14 protein-coding genes are annotated in these 12,291 nt (G+C 74.3%); 7 read left to right on the plus strand and 7 right to left on the minus strand.

Annotation, left to right across the window (positions count from 1 at the left end; translation table 11 throughout):
• Positions 1-66: 66 nt before the first annotated feature.
• The 3 genes from dapF to ggt form a co-directional block, all read right to left on the minus strand.
• Positions 67-903 carry a diaminopimelate epimerase gene (gene dapF, locus FE634_RS15580; protein WP_138876415.1) on the minus strand — a complete coding sequence of 279 codons (837 nt, stop codon included), beginning with the start codon at positions 901-903 and terminating at the stop codon, positions 67-69.
• Entirely contained in the window at positions 896-1,549 is a 654-nt protein-coding gene (locus FE634_RS15585; RefSeq protein ID WP_138876416.1) for an MSMEG_1061 family FMN-dependent PPOX-type flavoprotein, read from the minus strand. The genes dapF and FE634_RS15585 overlap by 8 nt, the downstream gene beginning before the upstream one ends.
• A 61-nt stretch (positions 1,550-1,610) precedes the next feature.
• Positions 1,611-3,488: a gamma-glutamyltransferase gene (gene ggt / locus FE634_RS15590; RefSeq protein ID WP_148240750.1), complete on the minus strand. Its 1,878-nt coding sequence runs from the start codon at positions 3,486-3,488 to the stop codon at positions 1,611-1,613.
• Between the two features lie 197 nt (positions 3,489-3,685).
• Between ggt and FE634_RS15595 the strand changes: the two genes are divergently transcribed.
• The gene (locus FE634_RS15595) at positions 3,686-5,239 is read left to right on the plus strand and encodes a M20/M25/M40 family metallo-hydrolase (protein WP_148240751.1); all 1,554 of its coding nucleotides are present in this window, start codon (positions 3,686-3,688) and stop codon (positions 5,237-5,239) included.
• Between the two features lie 24 nt (positions 5,240-5,263).
• Here FE634_RS15595 and FE634_RS15600 read toward each other — a convergent pair whose 3' ends face one another.
• The 3 genes from FE634_RS15600 to FE634_RS15610 all read right to left on the minus strand — a co-directional run bounded on the left by FE634_RS15600 (position 5,264) and on the right by FE634_RS15610 (position 8,271).
• On the minus strand, positions 5,264-6,724 hold the full coding sequence (locus FE634_RS15600) for an MDR family MFS transporter (RefSeq protein WP_138876418.1): 1,461 nt from the start codon (positions 6,722-6,724) through the stop codon (positions 5,264-5,266).
• A gap of 78 nt (positions 6,725-6,802) precedes the next feature.
• Positions 6,803-7,351: a dihydrofolate reductase family protein gene (locus FE634_RS15605; RefSeq protein ID WP_137293822.1), complete on the minus strand. Its 549-nt coding sequence runs from the start codon at positions 7,349-7,351 to the stop codon at positions 6,803-6,805.
• Positions 7,348-8,271, minus strand: coding sequence for a helix-turn-helix domain-containing protein (locus FE634_RS15610; protein WP_138876419.1), 924 nt, complete (start codon positions 8,269-8,271; stop codon positions 7,348-7,350). Before FE634_RS15610 ends, FE634_RS15605 begins: the two co-directional genes overlap by 4 nt.
• A 101-nt stretch (positions 8,272-8,372) precedes the next feature.
• Here FE634_RS15610 and FE634_RS15615 point away from each other — a divergent pair, with 101 nt between their 5' ends.
• Genes FE634_RS15615 through FE634_RS15625 form a run of 3 tightly spaced genes read left to right on the plus strand, consistent with a single transcriptional unit; the run spans position 8,373 to position 10,235 of the window.
• Complete coding sequence (locus tag FE634_RS15615; protein ID WP_148240752.1) at positions 8,373-8,999, plus strand: dihydrofolate reductase family protein; 627 nt, start codon at positions 8,373-8,375, stop codon at positions 8,997-8,999.
• On the plus strand, positions 8,996-9,529 hold the full coding sequence (locus tag FE634_RS15620; protein ID WP_138876420.1) for a P-loop NTPase family protein: 534 nt from the start codon (positions 8,996-8,998) through the stop codon (positions 9,527-9,529). Before FE634_RS15615 ends, FE634_RS15620 begins: the two co-directional genes overlap by 4 nt.
• 31 nt (positions 9,530-9,560) lie before the next feature.
• Positions 9,561-10,235, plus strand: coding sequence for a Clp protease N-terminal domain-containing protein (locus FE634_RS15625; protein WP_137293826.1), 675 nt, complete (start codon positions 9,561-9,563; stop codon positions 10,233-10,235).
• 157 nt (positions 10,236-10,392) lie between these two features.
• On the opposite strand, the gene miaA is transcribed toward FE634_RS15625, so the two are convergent.
• The gene (gene miaA, locus FE634_RS15630) at positions 10,393-11,337 is read right to left on the minus strand and encodes a tRNA (adenosine(37)-N6)-dimethylallyltransferase MiaA (protein ID WP_138876422.1); all 945 of its coding nucleotides are present in this window, start codon (positions 11,335-11,337) and stop codon (positions 10,393-10,395) included.
• A 64-nt stretch (positions 11,338-11,401) separates the two neighbouring features.
• Here miaA and FE634_RS15635 point away from each other — a divergent pair, with 64 nt between their 5' ends.
• Genes FE634_RS15635 through FE634_RS15640 form a run of 3 tightly spaced genes read left to right on the plus strand, consistent with a single transcriptional unit; the run spans position 11,402 to position 12,278 of the window.
• Positions 11,402-11,605: an antitoxin gene (locus FE634_RS15635; RefSeq protein WP_138876423.1), complete on the plus strand. Its 204-nt coding sequence runs from the start codon at positions 11,402-11,404 to the stop codon at positions 11,603-11,605.
• Positions 11,602-11,766: a hypothetical protein gene (locus FE634_RS21130; RefSeq protein WP_170981568.1), complete on the plus strand. Its 165-nt coding sequence runs from the start codon at positions 11,602-11,604 to the stop codon at positions 11,764-11,766. Before FE634_RS15635 ends, FE634_RS21130 begins: the two co-directional genes overlap by 4 nt.
• Positions 11,763-12,278 (plus strand): NUDIX domain-containing protein, encoded by a 516-nt coding sequence (locus FE634_RS15640; RefSeq protein ID WP_138876424.1) that lies wholly within the window; start codon positions 11,763-11,765, stop codon positions 12,276-12,278. The genes FE634_RS21130 and FE634_RS15640 overlap by 4 nt, the downstream gene beginning before the upstream one ends.
• Positions 12,279-12,291 lie beyond the last annotated feature (13 nt).

The raw sequence follows: 12,291 nt of genomic DNA on the forward strand, positions 1-12,291 counted from the left end.
GTCAGTCGACTCAACTCGCATCGGGGCCGGGTCGGGCCGGGGTCGGGTGCCGGGTCGGAGGCTGGGTCAGAGGGTGGTGGTGCCGCGGGCGACCACGACGGCGGGACCGGTCATCAGCACGCGGCCCTCGGCGGTCCACCGGATGGTGACCGTGCCCCCGGGCTGCTCGATCGCGAGGTCGACGTCGCGCTCGAGGCCGAGCACCTCGGTCGCCGCGACGGCCACGGCACACGCCCCGGTGCCGCAGGCCTGGGTCTCCCCCGAGCCGCGCTCGTGCACCCGCATGGCCAGGTGCGCCGGGCCGCGGCGCACGACGAACTCGACGTTGACGCCGCGCGGGTACGTCGCCGCGTCGTGCGTCGGCGCCGAGGTCAGTGCCCCGGCGTCGGCCAGGTCGTCGACGAACGCGACGGCGTGCGGGTTGCCCATGTCGACGTGCGTCGCCGACCAGGTGCGCTCATCGACCCCCACCGTCGTCGCGCCGAGGAGCCGGGGCGGACCCATGTCGACCTGCACCCGGCCGTGCTCGCCGGGGCCGTCGAGGACGACGACCCGCTTGGTGCCGGCCCGGGTGTCGATGTCGAGCGGCCGCCCGGCCTCGACCAGGCCCTCGTCGACGAGGTGCCGGGCGAAGACCCGGATCCCGTTGCCGCACATCTCGGCGACCGACCCGTCGGCGTTGCGGTAGTCCATGAACCACCGCCCGCCCTCGGACCCGGCTCGCCGGACGACGCGCAGCACCCCGTCGCCACCGATACCGCCGCGCCGGTCGCAGAGCGCACGGACCCGCTCGTCGGCCAGGTCGCCGTGCACCGTGCCGTCGTGGTCGGGCAGCAGGACGAAGTCGTTGTGCGTGCCGTGGCCCTTGAGGAACGGGTAGCCGTCGGGGGCGCGGTCATGCATACAGCCCCCGCTCGTAGTTCTCCGGCCGGTAGTACTCGTCGAGCTCCGCGACGCTCTGGCCGGTCGGCTCGACCTGCTCGGCGATGACGGCACGCCGCGGCACGACCCCCTCGGGGTCCCAGGTCTCCGGCTTCCACAGGCCCGAGCGCAGGAACGCCTTGCCGCAGTGGAAGAAGAGGTCCTCGACCTCCACGACCAGGGCGAGCACCGGGCGGTGGCCCTTGACCACCAGCGCGTCGAAGAAGGGTGCGTCGGCGACCAGGCGGGCGCGCCCGTTCACGCGCAGGGTGTCGGTACGCCCCGGGATGAAGAAGTTGAGCCCGACGTGCGGGTTGGCCAGCACGTTGCGGTAGCCGTCGACGCGACGGTTGCCGGGACGCTCGGCGAGGGCGATGGTGCGCGCGTCGAGCACGTGGACCAACGAGCCCGCGGGGTCGCCCTTGGGCGAGGCGTCGCACCGACCGTCGGCGTCGGCGGTCGCCAGCACGCAGAAGGGCGACGCCGCCAGCCAGGCCCGGTCGACGTCGAGCAGCGCCGGTCGGCTCTTGTCGCGCGCCCGCTGCGTCGGCTCGCCGAGCAGCGTCACCAAGGCCTCGACCGAGGTGATCTCGGTCCAGGCGTCAGCGCCGGCGGGGGTCTCGTCCACGCCTCCACGGTACGGCGTGCGCGCTGCCCCGCGCCGCCCGCGTCTCGGCGTGGTGGGTCGCTCAGCGGGGCGAGACGACGCCGGCAGCGCCCCCGCCGCGCCGGACCGGCTCGGCGACGACCTTGATCCGTCCCTCCGGTCCGAACTCGATCGCGGTGGCCGCCCCGATCTCGGCGGCGCTGGTGAACGCGTCGCCGGCCGGCACCAGGTCGTGGCCGAGTGCCTCGAGCACCGACTCGAACCGCTCGAGGAACAGCGGCTCGGCGCTCACCGTGGCGCTGTTGCGCGGCGAGGCGCGGGGTGCGCGCACGGCCTGGGGCAGCGTCATCCCGCGGTCGATCCGGTTGTGCAGGATCTGCAGCACGGTGGTGATGATCGTCGAGCCGCCCGGCGACCCGAGCGCCAGGAACGGCTTGCCGTCGCGGAGCAGGATCGTCGGCGCCATCGAGCTGCGCGGCCGCTTGCCGGGCTCGAGCCGGTTGGGGTCGGCGGGGTCGTAGGTGAGGCTGAAGTCGGTGAGCTCGTTGTTGAGCAGGAACCCCCGGCCGGGGACGACGATGCCGGAGCCGCCGGTCTGCTCGATCGTCAGCGTGTAGGCCACCACGTTGCCCCAGCGGTCGGAGACCGTCAGGTGCGTGGTCGAGATGTTCTCGTGGTCCTCGAGCGAGGTCGGTCGCGGCGCCGCGGTGGCGCAGTCGCCGTCGTAGTCGTCGACGTCGCCGGCCGGGACCGGCTTGGGGGCGGCCTGGGCCGGGTCGATCCCGCAGGCCCGCTCGTCGGCGAACTCCTGCGAGAGCAGGTCGTCGACCGGGACGTCGACGAAGGCACCGTCGCCGACGTAGGCGCCGCGGTCGGCGAAGGCGAGCGCGCCGGCCTCCAGGTAGTGGTGCAGGGCCTGGGCCCGGCTCATCCCGCGCAGGCGGTAGCCCTTCATGATGTTGAGCGCCTCACCGACGGTGGTGCCGCCGCTGGAGGAGGGCGCCATCCCGATCACCTGGTAGCCGCGGTACCTCGAGCGGGTCGGCGCCTGCACCTCGGCCTCGTAGCGACGGAAGTCGCCCGGGCGCAGGTAGCCCTTCGGCACGGGGAGGTCGGTGACGCGCGTCGTCGGAGGGGTGCGCACGGTCCGGGAGATCTCGCGCGGCACCGAGCCGCGGTAGAAGAGGTCGGGGTTTCGCGCGAACGCGCGGTAGGTGGCGGCGAGGTCGGGGTTGCGGAACCGCGACCCGACCTTCGGCAGCTTGCCGCCCCGCAGGAAGAGCTTGCGCGTGGTGGTGAAGGCCGCGAACCGCTCCCGGTTGTCGTCGGTCTGCGAGCGGAAGGTGGGGTCGACCACGAACCCGCGCTCGGCGAGCCGGGCACTCGGCACGAGCACCTGCGACAGCGAGCGGGTGCCCCAGCGCTCCAGCGCCGTCGTCCAGGTGGCCGGCGTGCCGGGCACGCCGACGGAGACCCCGCTGGTGACCAGGTCGGGCGTGAACGGGTAGGGCTCGCCGGTGGCCGGGTCGACGAACGCGTCGCGCGGGATCGCCCCCGGGGCGGTCTCGCGGCCGTCGATGGTCCGGGTCTTGCCTGTCCTGGCGTCGTGGAAGACGAAGAACCCGCCGCCGCCGACCCCGGCGCTGTAGGGCTCGGTGACGCCGAGCGCCGCGGCCGTCGCCACGGCGGCGTCGACGGCGTTGCCGCCGCGCCTGAGGATCCGGAGGCCGATCCGGGTGGCGTCGGGGTCGACCGAGGTGACGCCGCCCCCGCGGCCGGTGGCGGTGGCCTGCTTCGGCACCTGGGGATCGCGCTCGGCGACGGCGCTCGGTGCAGCACCGGGTGCGGCACCGGCCGCGACGCCGGGTCGCGGGGCGGCCGAGCCGGGTGCGACGACGAGCAGCGCCGGCGCGAGGGACAGGGCCACCACGGCGGCCAGCGGACGAAGGGGACGGCGCATGGATCCTCCCGAGGACGAGTGCTTGCCCCGCACCCTGCCACACCTCACCGACAGCAGCCCTCGCCCGACGAGGGGTGATGGGCTCAGGAGCGCCGACCCGTCGCTGATCAGCGACGGGTCGGCGAGGTGACGGTGGCGCGAGGGGGCCCGGTGCGTGAGGGTGGGGTGACCACTCACTCCATCTCGGGAGGTTCCACATGCGTCCACCACGAAGTCGCGCGGCCGTCGCCGCAGCGATCGCCCTCGGCGTCGTCGCCACCCTCGGCGGCGCCACCGGCACCCTCGGCACCGCGGCCGCGTCGCCGTCGGTGCTGTCCGAGCGCGACCAGCCACGACCGTCCGGGGTCAGGGACGAGGACAGCCGGCGGTTGCAGCAGGCCGTGCGCACGCGCGCGATCATGAAGCACCTGGAGCAGCTCCAGATCGTGGCCGACCGCTACGGCGACCGCGCCGCCGGGCAGCAGGGCTACGCCGCCTCGTCGCGCTACGTCGAGCACGTGCTGCGCGAGGCCGGCTACCAGCCGAAGCGGCAGTACTTCCCCTTCACCTACACGCGCGTCAACGCCAACACCCTCACCGCCGGCGGCGACGAGGTCGCCAACCACGTCCTGACCGGCTCGCCCAGCACCCCGGCCGGCGGCGTCGTCGGCGAGCTCGTCGCGCCGGCCGACCCCCTCGGGTGCACCGCGGCAGCCTGGTCGGGGATCGATGCGACCGGCAAGATCGCGCTGGTCAACCGGGGCACCTGCCCGTTCGCCGACAAGTCGCGGGTGGCCAGGGCGGCCGGCGCGCTCGGCGTCGTCATCTGGAACAACGCCCCCGGCGAGTTCACCGGCGGCACGCTCGGCGAGACCACCGACGACCTCGCGCCCACCACCGGCATCAACCAGGACGTCGGCCAGGCGCTCGTCGCCGACCTCGCGGCCGGACCGGTCCAGGCCACGCTCGACCTCGACATCCTCGTGGAGGAGCGCCAGACCTGGAACGTCGTCGCGGAGACGAGGAGGGGCCGCTCCGGCAACGTCGTCATGGCCGGCGCCCACCTCGACGGCGTCCAGGACGGGGCCGGCATCAACGACAACGGCTCCGGCAGCGCCACCCTGCTGGAGACCGCCGTCCAGCTGAAGAAGATGGAGGGCCGGCTCAGGAACAAGGTGCGCTTCGCCTGGTGGGGCGCCGAGGAGCTCGGCCTCTTGGGCTCGACGCACTACGTCAACGACCTCGTCGAGAACCGGCCCGCCGCGCTCGACGACATCGCGACCTACCTCAACTACGACATGGTCGGCTCGCCCAACTACATCGTCGGGGTCTACGACGCCGACGAGTCGAGCTTCGAGGCCAGCGCGCCCGTCCCGGCCGGGTCGATCGAGACCGAGCGCGCCTACCGTCGCTACTTCCGCGCCGTCGGTCAGCCGGTCGTCGACACCGCCTTCTCCGGACGGTCCGACTACCAGGCCTTCATCGCGAACGGCGTCGCCGCGGGCGGCCTGTTCAGCGGCGGCGACGGCGTCAAGACCCCCGAGCAGGCCCGGCTCTTCGGCGGCACGGCCGGCATCACCTACGACCCGAACTACCACACGCCGGCCGACGACCTCGCCAACGTCAACCGGCGCTCGGTGACGATCATGTCCGACGCGATCGCGCACATGACGATCAGGCTCGGCAAGAGCACCGCGGTCATCGACGTCCCGGGCGGGAGGTCGACACCGAAGCGGGTCGTCGTCCCGCGCACCGACGAGCCCCGGCGCTGACCCGCCGGCCCGGGCCCGCCGCCGTCAGTGGACGGCGGTGGGCGCGGGCGCCTCGTCGCGGCTCGGCAGCCGCGACGGCATGAGGAACGCCAGCACCAGGACGACGACCGCCAGCACCGCTCCGACACCGAAGCCCCAGCGCATCCCGCCCACGTGGGCGGCCACCGCGTCGGCGCCGCCGGCGAGCAGCGAGTCCTCGCGGGCCGAGAGGACCGCGACGACGATCGCGGAGCCCATCGCGGCCGCGACCTGCTGGAGGGTGCCGAGCATCGAGCTGCCGTGCGAGTAGAGCTGCGGCGGCAGCGCGCCGAGGCTGAGGGTGAAGACGGGGGTGAAGACCGCCGCGAGCGAGACCATCAGCAGCACGTGCACCGGGAGCAGCGCCCACACCGGGCGGGTCGCGTCGACCTGGGTGAAGAGCGCGAGCGCGACCAGGACGCCGACCGAGCCGGGGATGACCAGCGGCCGGCCGCCGTAGCGGTCGAAGGCCCTGCCGACCTGCGGGCCGAGCAGCCCCATCGCCAGTCCCCCGGGCATCACCAGGAGGCCGGTCTCGAGCTCGGAGAGCCCGCGCACGCCCTGCAGGAACAGCGGCAGCAGGATCATCGACCCGAGCATCGCCATGAAGGCGACCGACATCAGCAGCAGTCCGGTCGCGAAGGTGCGGTGCCGCAGCACGCGCAGGTCGAGCAGCGGGCTGCCCGAGCGCTGCAGCGAGAGCTGCCGGACGACGAACGCCGCGATCGCTCCCCCGCCGACGGCGAGCATCGCCCAGGGCAGGTACGCCGGGCCGCCGTCGGCACCGAGCTGCGAGAGCCCGTAGACGAGCGGGCCGAAGCCGAGGGCCGCGAACACCACGCTGGTCCAGTCGATGGCGCCGGGCCGCGGCTCCACGACGTCGGTGAGCCGGCGGAGCCCGACCAGCGCGATGACGACGGCGACCGGCAGCACCAGCCCGAACATCCAGCGCCACGAGGCGACGTGCAGGATCACGCCGGAGACGGCCGGGCCCATCGCCGGCGCCACGGACATCGCCAGCGTCACGTTGCCCATCACCCGACCCCGGTCGGACTCGGCGACGATCGTCATCAGCGTGGTCATCAGCAGCGGCATCATCACCGCGGTCCCGGCCGCCTGCACGACGCGGGCCAGCAGGAGCGCCTCGAACGTCGGCGCCAGCGCGGCGATCAGCGTCCCGGTGCAGAACACCGCCATCGCCGTGCCGAAGGCCTGGCGGGTGGTGACGCGCTGCAGGAACCAGCCGGTGATCGGGATGACGACGGCCATCGTGAGCATGAAGCCGCTGGTGAGCCACTGCGCGGCCCGCTCGTCGACCTCGAACTCGGTCATCAGCCGCGGGATGGCGTTGACCATGATCGTCTCGTTGAGGATCACGATGAAGGTGGCGGCGACCAGCCAGCGGAGCACGCCGTAGTCGGCCTGGTCGGCCTCGGCGCTCCGGGCGGTCTCGGGAGTCGTCGTCATGGCGGGATGGACTCTGTCACCGTCGAGGACTCATCGGCGACCGGATTACCGCCGACCCGTGGTCGGCGCGGGGGCGGGTCACCACTGCGTCGGCGGGCCGACGACGTCGTAGGTCGCCACGGCGAAGCCCCCGTTGCGGCCGAGGTCGGTCAGGCGCAGCGCGAACCGCCGCGGGAACAGCGGCCGCCCGGACCCGAGCGTGACCGGCGCGATCGAGACCAGGACGTCGTCGAGCATCCCCGCCTCGGCGAAGTCGGCGGCGAGCGCTCCCCCGCCGACCATCCAGACGTCCCGCGCCCCGGCGGCCTCCTCGATCGCGGCGCGGTGCTCGGCGGGGGTGCCCTGCACCAGGGTGACCTGCTCGCCGAGCGGCTCGAGGTCGCGGTGGGTGAAGACGAAGCACGGGACCTCGTAGTCCCACGCCTCCCCGCTCGTGCGCAGGTGCTCGCCGATCCAGGCGTACGTCGTCGCGCCCATCACCATCGCCCCGATCCCCGCCATGAACGCGCCGTGGGAGCCGGGGCCGTCCTCGTCGTGGTCCTGGACGAGGAGCCAGGCGAGCGAGTCGTCCTCGTCGGCGAGGAACCCGTCCAGGCTGGCGGCGGTGAAGTAGCGGTAGCGGGTCACGCGGAGGGTCCTTCCTGGTCGTGGCCACGGCGCAGCCACAGGATCGGGTCGCCGGCGGCGGGGTCGGCGCCGAGCAGGGTGCGGGCGAGCTGGCGCCGGTGGGCGGCGTAGGTGACGACGTGGGCGAGCACGCTCGCGAGCTGGAAGCTCTCCGGCGGCTCGCACAGGGCGTCGACGACCCGGTCGTCCCAGGCGCCGCGGCGGTCGACGTCGCGCCAGGTCGCGAGCCACCGCGGCGCGACGGCGTCGTGGCGCTCGAGCAGCGCGGGAGGGTCGTCCGCGCGGGCCGGTGGGACGTCGTCCCCGACGAGGGCGGCCAGCCACACCTCCTTCGACCGCACCAGGTGGTCGAGGACGGCGGCGAGCGACTCCTCGGGACCGTCCCACTCCAGCACGGTGTGGCCGGGCATCCGGGCGCGCCGGTAGTCGTCGTCGGGCAGGCGCGCCGCGGCCTCGAGCAGCGTCCGCGTGTCGTCGAGGTCGTGACCGACCAGCTGCTGGGCGAGCGGGTTCACGGCGTGCTCCTGGGAGTCGATCCACAGCGAGGTGGGAGGGTGGAAGTGGATGCCGTTCGGTGAGGGCAGCCACGACGACCGCCCGGCCTCCGACCGGGCGGCGGCGACGCTCGGCGGGTGGCCGTAGGCGCGCCCGAAGGCCCGCGCGAAGCCCTCGACCGACTCGTAGCCGGCCGCGAACGCCGTGTCGGTGACCGAGGCTCCGCCACGCAGCTGCCAGGCCGCGCGCTCGAGCACCACGCGGCGCCGCAGCGACACCGGGGGCTCGCCGGCGTCGCGGCGCACCCGGCGGTTGAGGTGGAACGGCGAGGAGAAGGCGTCACCGGCCATGTCGCCGAGCGTGGCGTTGTCCTCGTCGAGGACGGCGTCCAGCAGCTCGCGCAGGCGGTCCCGTCCGGTCTCCATGCCTCCAGTCTGGACGGCGCGCGCCGCCCGCGCCCGACCGTTCTTGCCCTCCCCGGGCCGCTCGGCGATGAGTCGGGCGCCGGCGACCGGTCGACCTCGTCATGGCCACCGTCATTGCCGACATCTCGATCTCGCTCGACGGCTACGTCACCGGCCCCGAGCCGGACGCCGGGCAGGACGCCGGGCAGGGTTTGGGCCGCGACGCCGACGTCCTGCACGCCTGGGCCTTCTCCGACGACCCGGTCGACCGGGCCGAGCTCGACCGGGCCGCCGCGGCCGGCGCGGTCGTGATGGGCCGCACGCTGTTCGACGTCGTCGACGGCCCGGACGGGTGGTCGGGCGGCCTGGGCTACGGCGCGAGCCGCGACGCCCGGCCGCCGTTCCTCGTGGTGACGAGCACCCGACCGGCGTTGGTGCGCCTCGCCGGGAGCCACGACTTCACCTTCGTGCTCGACGGCCCGGCCGCGGCGGTCGAGCGGGCCGGGGCGGTCGCCGCCGACGGTCCGGTCGTCGTGATGGGCGGCGCCGCGGTCATCCGGGGCTGCCTGGACGCCGGCGTCGTCGACCGGCTGCGGCTGCACCTCGCCCCGGTCGTGCTGGGCGGCGGGACACCGCTGTTCGGCGCCGGGCGGGTCCGGCTCGCCCGGGCCGAGGCTCGTGTGTCGTCGACCGCCACGCACCTGACCTACGACGTCGCCCGCCGAGGCGTTCCTACGATGAGGCGATGACGTACCGGCGCGTGCTGCTCTACGGCGTCACCGGGTCGGGCAAGTCGACGGCGGCGGCGCGGCTCTCCGAGGTCACCGGGATCCCCTGGCACTCGGTCGACGACCTCACCTGGCAGCCGGCGTGGGTGGCGCTGCCCGACGACGAGCAGCGCGCGGTGTTCCGCGACATCTGCGCGGGCGAGCGGTGGATCCTCGACTCGGCCTACCGCGCGTGGCTCGACGTCGCCCTCGCCCGCGCCGACCTCGTGGTCGGCCTGGACTACCCGCGCTGGCTGTCGTTCGCCCGCCTGGTGCGGCGCACGGTGCGGCGGGCCGTGCGGCAGGAGGTGGTCTGCAACGGCAACCGCGAGCGCTGGCGCGCGATCCTCTCGCGGGACTCGATCCTGGTCTGGCACGCGCGGTCCTTCGCCCGCAAGCGCGACCGGATGCGGGCCGCGCTGGGCGACGCCGACGGACCCGAGGTGCTGCTGTTCCGCCGGCCGCGGGACCTGGAGCGGTGGCTCGGGCAGCAACCGTCAACCACGTATTGACGCGGCAGATTCGTCAAGCGATGCTTGACGCATGACCCACCTCTCCCTCGACCAGCTCATCGCCCAGGTCGACGCCGCCTCCCCCGGCGAGGACCCGGTGCGGCAGTTGTCGCTGGCGGTGCTCGGGTCGGAGGAGCTGAACCGGACCGCCGACGACCTCGTGGGCCACTACGTCGAGAGGGCCCGCGCCGCCGGCACGTCCTGGGCCGACATCGGCGCCGCCATGGGCGTCACCAAGCAGGCCGCGCAGCAGGCCGACCGCCACCGCGGCGGGCGCTCGCACGACGTCGACGAGCTCGACGGCCTCGACCCGGGGGCTCGGGCCGCGCTCGAACGGGCGCGCGAGGAGGCGCGCGGGCTGCGACACCACTACGTCGGCACCGAGCACGTCCTGCTCGGCGTGCTCCGCCTCGACGACGACCTCGCCACGAGGCTCGGCGTGACGCCCGACGACGCCACGGAGACCGCACTCGCGTTGGTCGGTCGCGGCGAGGTCGAGGTGGCGCGGCCCCCGCTGCTCACCGCCCGCGCCCGCAAGACCGTCGACCTCGCCGCGGCCGAGGCGACCGCGCTCGGGCACGACCTCGTGACCTCGACCGACCTGCTGCGCGGGATCCTCCGCGAGGGGCGCGGCATCGGCGCGCGGGTGCTCGACCAGCGCGGGGGCGGCCTGGCCCGGGTGCGCGAGGTCCTGGCGGGGATCTGAGACGTTGCGACGGGGATCCCGGTCGCAACCGATCGGGATCCCCCACGTCGGCGACCGGGATCCCCGGCGCTACCGATCGGGATCCCTCACGTCAGTGATCGGGATCCCGGACGTGAACGATCGGGATCCCGGACGTCAGCGATCGGGATCCCGGACGTCAGCGATCCGGTGCGGACGCCGTCCCCACGGCCCGCACGGCGGCGAGCGCCCGCTCGACGCGGTCGTCGGCGTCGTGGGGCACCCAGACGATCCGCGGGTCCTTGCGCCACCACGACAGCTGGCGCCGCGCGAACTGGCGGGTTGCGATGACGGTCCGCTCGCGCGCCTCGGCCAGGGTCAGCTCGCCGGCGAGGTGGGCGGCGGCCTGCTGGTAGCCGATCGCCCGGGACGCCGTGCGCCCCTCGGCCAGGCCCTCGCCGAGGAGCCGGGCCACCTCGTCGACCAGGCCGTCGTCGTACATCTGGGCGACCCGCTGCTCGATCCGCGCGTCGAGCGTCGTCCGGTCGATGTCGATGCCCACCTGCACGGTCCGCGGGTCGACGTGGACGAGCTCCGGCAGGCTCGCGGTGTAGGAGCGGCCGGTGAGCTCACCCACCTCCAGCGCCCGGACGACGCGCCGCCCGTTGTCGGCGGGGATGCGGGCGGCGGCCGCGGGGTCGGTCGCGGCGAGCCGGGCGTGCAGCGCGGCCGGTCCGACGGCGTCCAGCTCGGCCTCCCAGCGGGCCCGGACGCCGAGGTCGGTGCCCGGGAACTCGAAGCGGTCGAGGATCGCGCGGGTGTAGAGCGCCGAGCCACCGACCAGGACCGGTGAGGCGCCGCGGGCGCGGATGTCGCGGATCACCGCCCGCGCCCACGCCTGGAACTGCGCGACGGTCGCCACCTCGCGCACGCCCTGGGTGTCGAGCAGGTGGTGCGGGATGCCCCGGCGCTCGGCCGGCGGCAGCTTGGCGGTGCCGATGTCCATGCCGCGGTAGACCTGCATCGCGTCGGTGTTGACGACCTCCCCGCCGAGCCGCTCGGCGAGGTCGAGCGACAGGCCCGTCTTGCCCGAGGCCGTCGGGCCGATCACCGCCACGACGGGCGGGGCGAGAGGGTCGGGCATGTCGCTAGTCTGACAACCGAGTGCCCCGACCCGGGGGCCGACCTAGCCCAGCAGGGAGCGTGTCATGGGATTCCTGGACGACGCGAAGAACAAGCTCACCCATGCCGTCGACGACCACGGCGACAAGATCGAGGCCGGCATCGACAAGGCCGCGGACCTCGCCGACAGCAAGACCGGCGGGAAGTTCCACGACAAGATCGAGACCGGCACCGGCAAGGCCAAGGACGCCCTGGACAAGCTCGACGGCAAGAACGACGACCTCCGGTGACCGCGCCCGTGCCCGAGGAGTCCAACGAGGCCTACGACGTCACCGAGCCGCCCCCGGGCGAGCACGCGAGCGAGGCGCCGGGCGGCGCCGACGGCGACCAGGCGGCCGAGGCCGTCCAGGAGGAGAACGCCGAGACCTCCCTGGACCAGCCGTCCCAGTGACCCGGGCAGCGACCGACGTCCCCGCCCACGGACGCTTCGTGGTCGTGCCCGCGTCCTACGTCTTCCTGCTGCGCGACGGTGCCACCGCCGGCGGTGCGACCGGCGGAGCGACCGAGGTGCTGCTGCAGCTGCGGCAGGGCACCGGCTACATGGACGACCACTGGGCCGCCGCGGCGGCCGGGCACGTCGAGGCCGGCGAGACCGCACCCGACGCCGCGCGGCGCGAGACCCTCGAGGAGATCGGCGTCACCGACGTCGACCTGCGCTTCGTCACCGCGATGCACCGCACCCGCCACGACCTGGCGATCGACGAGCGCATCGACTTCTTCTTCACCGCCCGCTCCTGGAGCGGCGAGCCGCGCATCGTCGAGCCGGCCAAGTGCGCGGCCCTGCGCTGGTGCCGCCTCGACGAGCTCGACGACCTGCCGCAGCCGGTCGTCCCGCACGAACGGGTGGTGCTCGCCGGTCTGCACGACGGCACGATCGAGAGCTACACGACCTTCGGGTTCTGACCTGCCGGTCCGG

Source organism: Nocardioides sp. S-1144, from assembly GCF_005954645.2.
Classification (GTDB): Bacteria; Actinomycetota; Actinomycetes; order Propionibacteriales; family Nocardioidaceae; genus Nocardioides; species Nocardioides dongxiaopingii.

Excerpts from the sequence above, each read along its gene's own strand:
- dapF (WP_138876415.1), bottom strand. The coding sequence starts at position 903 with ATGCATGACCGCGCCCCCGACGGCTACCCGTTCCTCAAGGGCCACGGC.
- ggt (WP_148240750.1), bottom strand. The coding sequence starts at position 3,488 with ATGCGCCGTCCCCTTCGTCCGCTGGCCGCCGTGGTGGCCCTGTCCCTC.
- FE634_RS15595 (WP_148240751.1), top strand. The coding sequence starts at position 3,686 with ATGCGTCCACCACGAAGTCGCGCGGCCGTCGCCGCAGCGATCGCCCTC.
- FE634_RS15600 (WP_138876418.1), bottom strand. The coding sequence starts at position 6,724 with ATGACGACGACTCCCGAGACCGCCCGGAGCGCCGAGGCCGACCAGGCC.
- FE634_RS15610 (WP_138876419.1), bottom strand. The coding sequence starts at position 8,271 with ATGGAGACCGGACGGGACCGCCTGCGCGAGCTGCTGGACGCCGTCCTC.
- FE634_RS15615 (WP_148240752.1), top strand. The coding sequence starts at position 8,373 with ATGGCCACCGTCATTGCCGACATCTCGATCTCGCTCGACGGCTACGTC.
- FE634_RS15620 (WP_138876420.1), top strand. The coding sequence starts at position 8,996 with ATGACGTACCGGCGCGTGCTGCTCTACGGCGTCACCGGGTCGGGCAAG.
- FE634_RS15625 (WP_137293826.1), top strand. The coding sequence starts at position 9,561 with ATGACCCACCTCTCCCTCGACCAGCTCATCGCCCAGGTCGACGCCGCC.
- miaA (WP_138876422.1), bottom strand. The coding sequence starts at position 11,337 with ATGCCCGACCCTCTCGCCCCGCCCGTCGTGGCGGTGATCGGCCCGACG.
- FE634_RS15635 (WP_138876423.1), top strand. The coding sequence starts at position 11,402 with ATGGGATTCCTGGACGACGCGAAGAACAAGCTCACCCATGCCGTCGAC.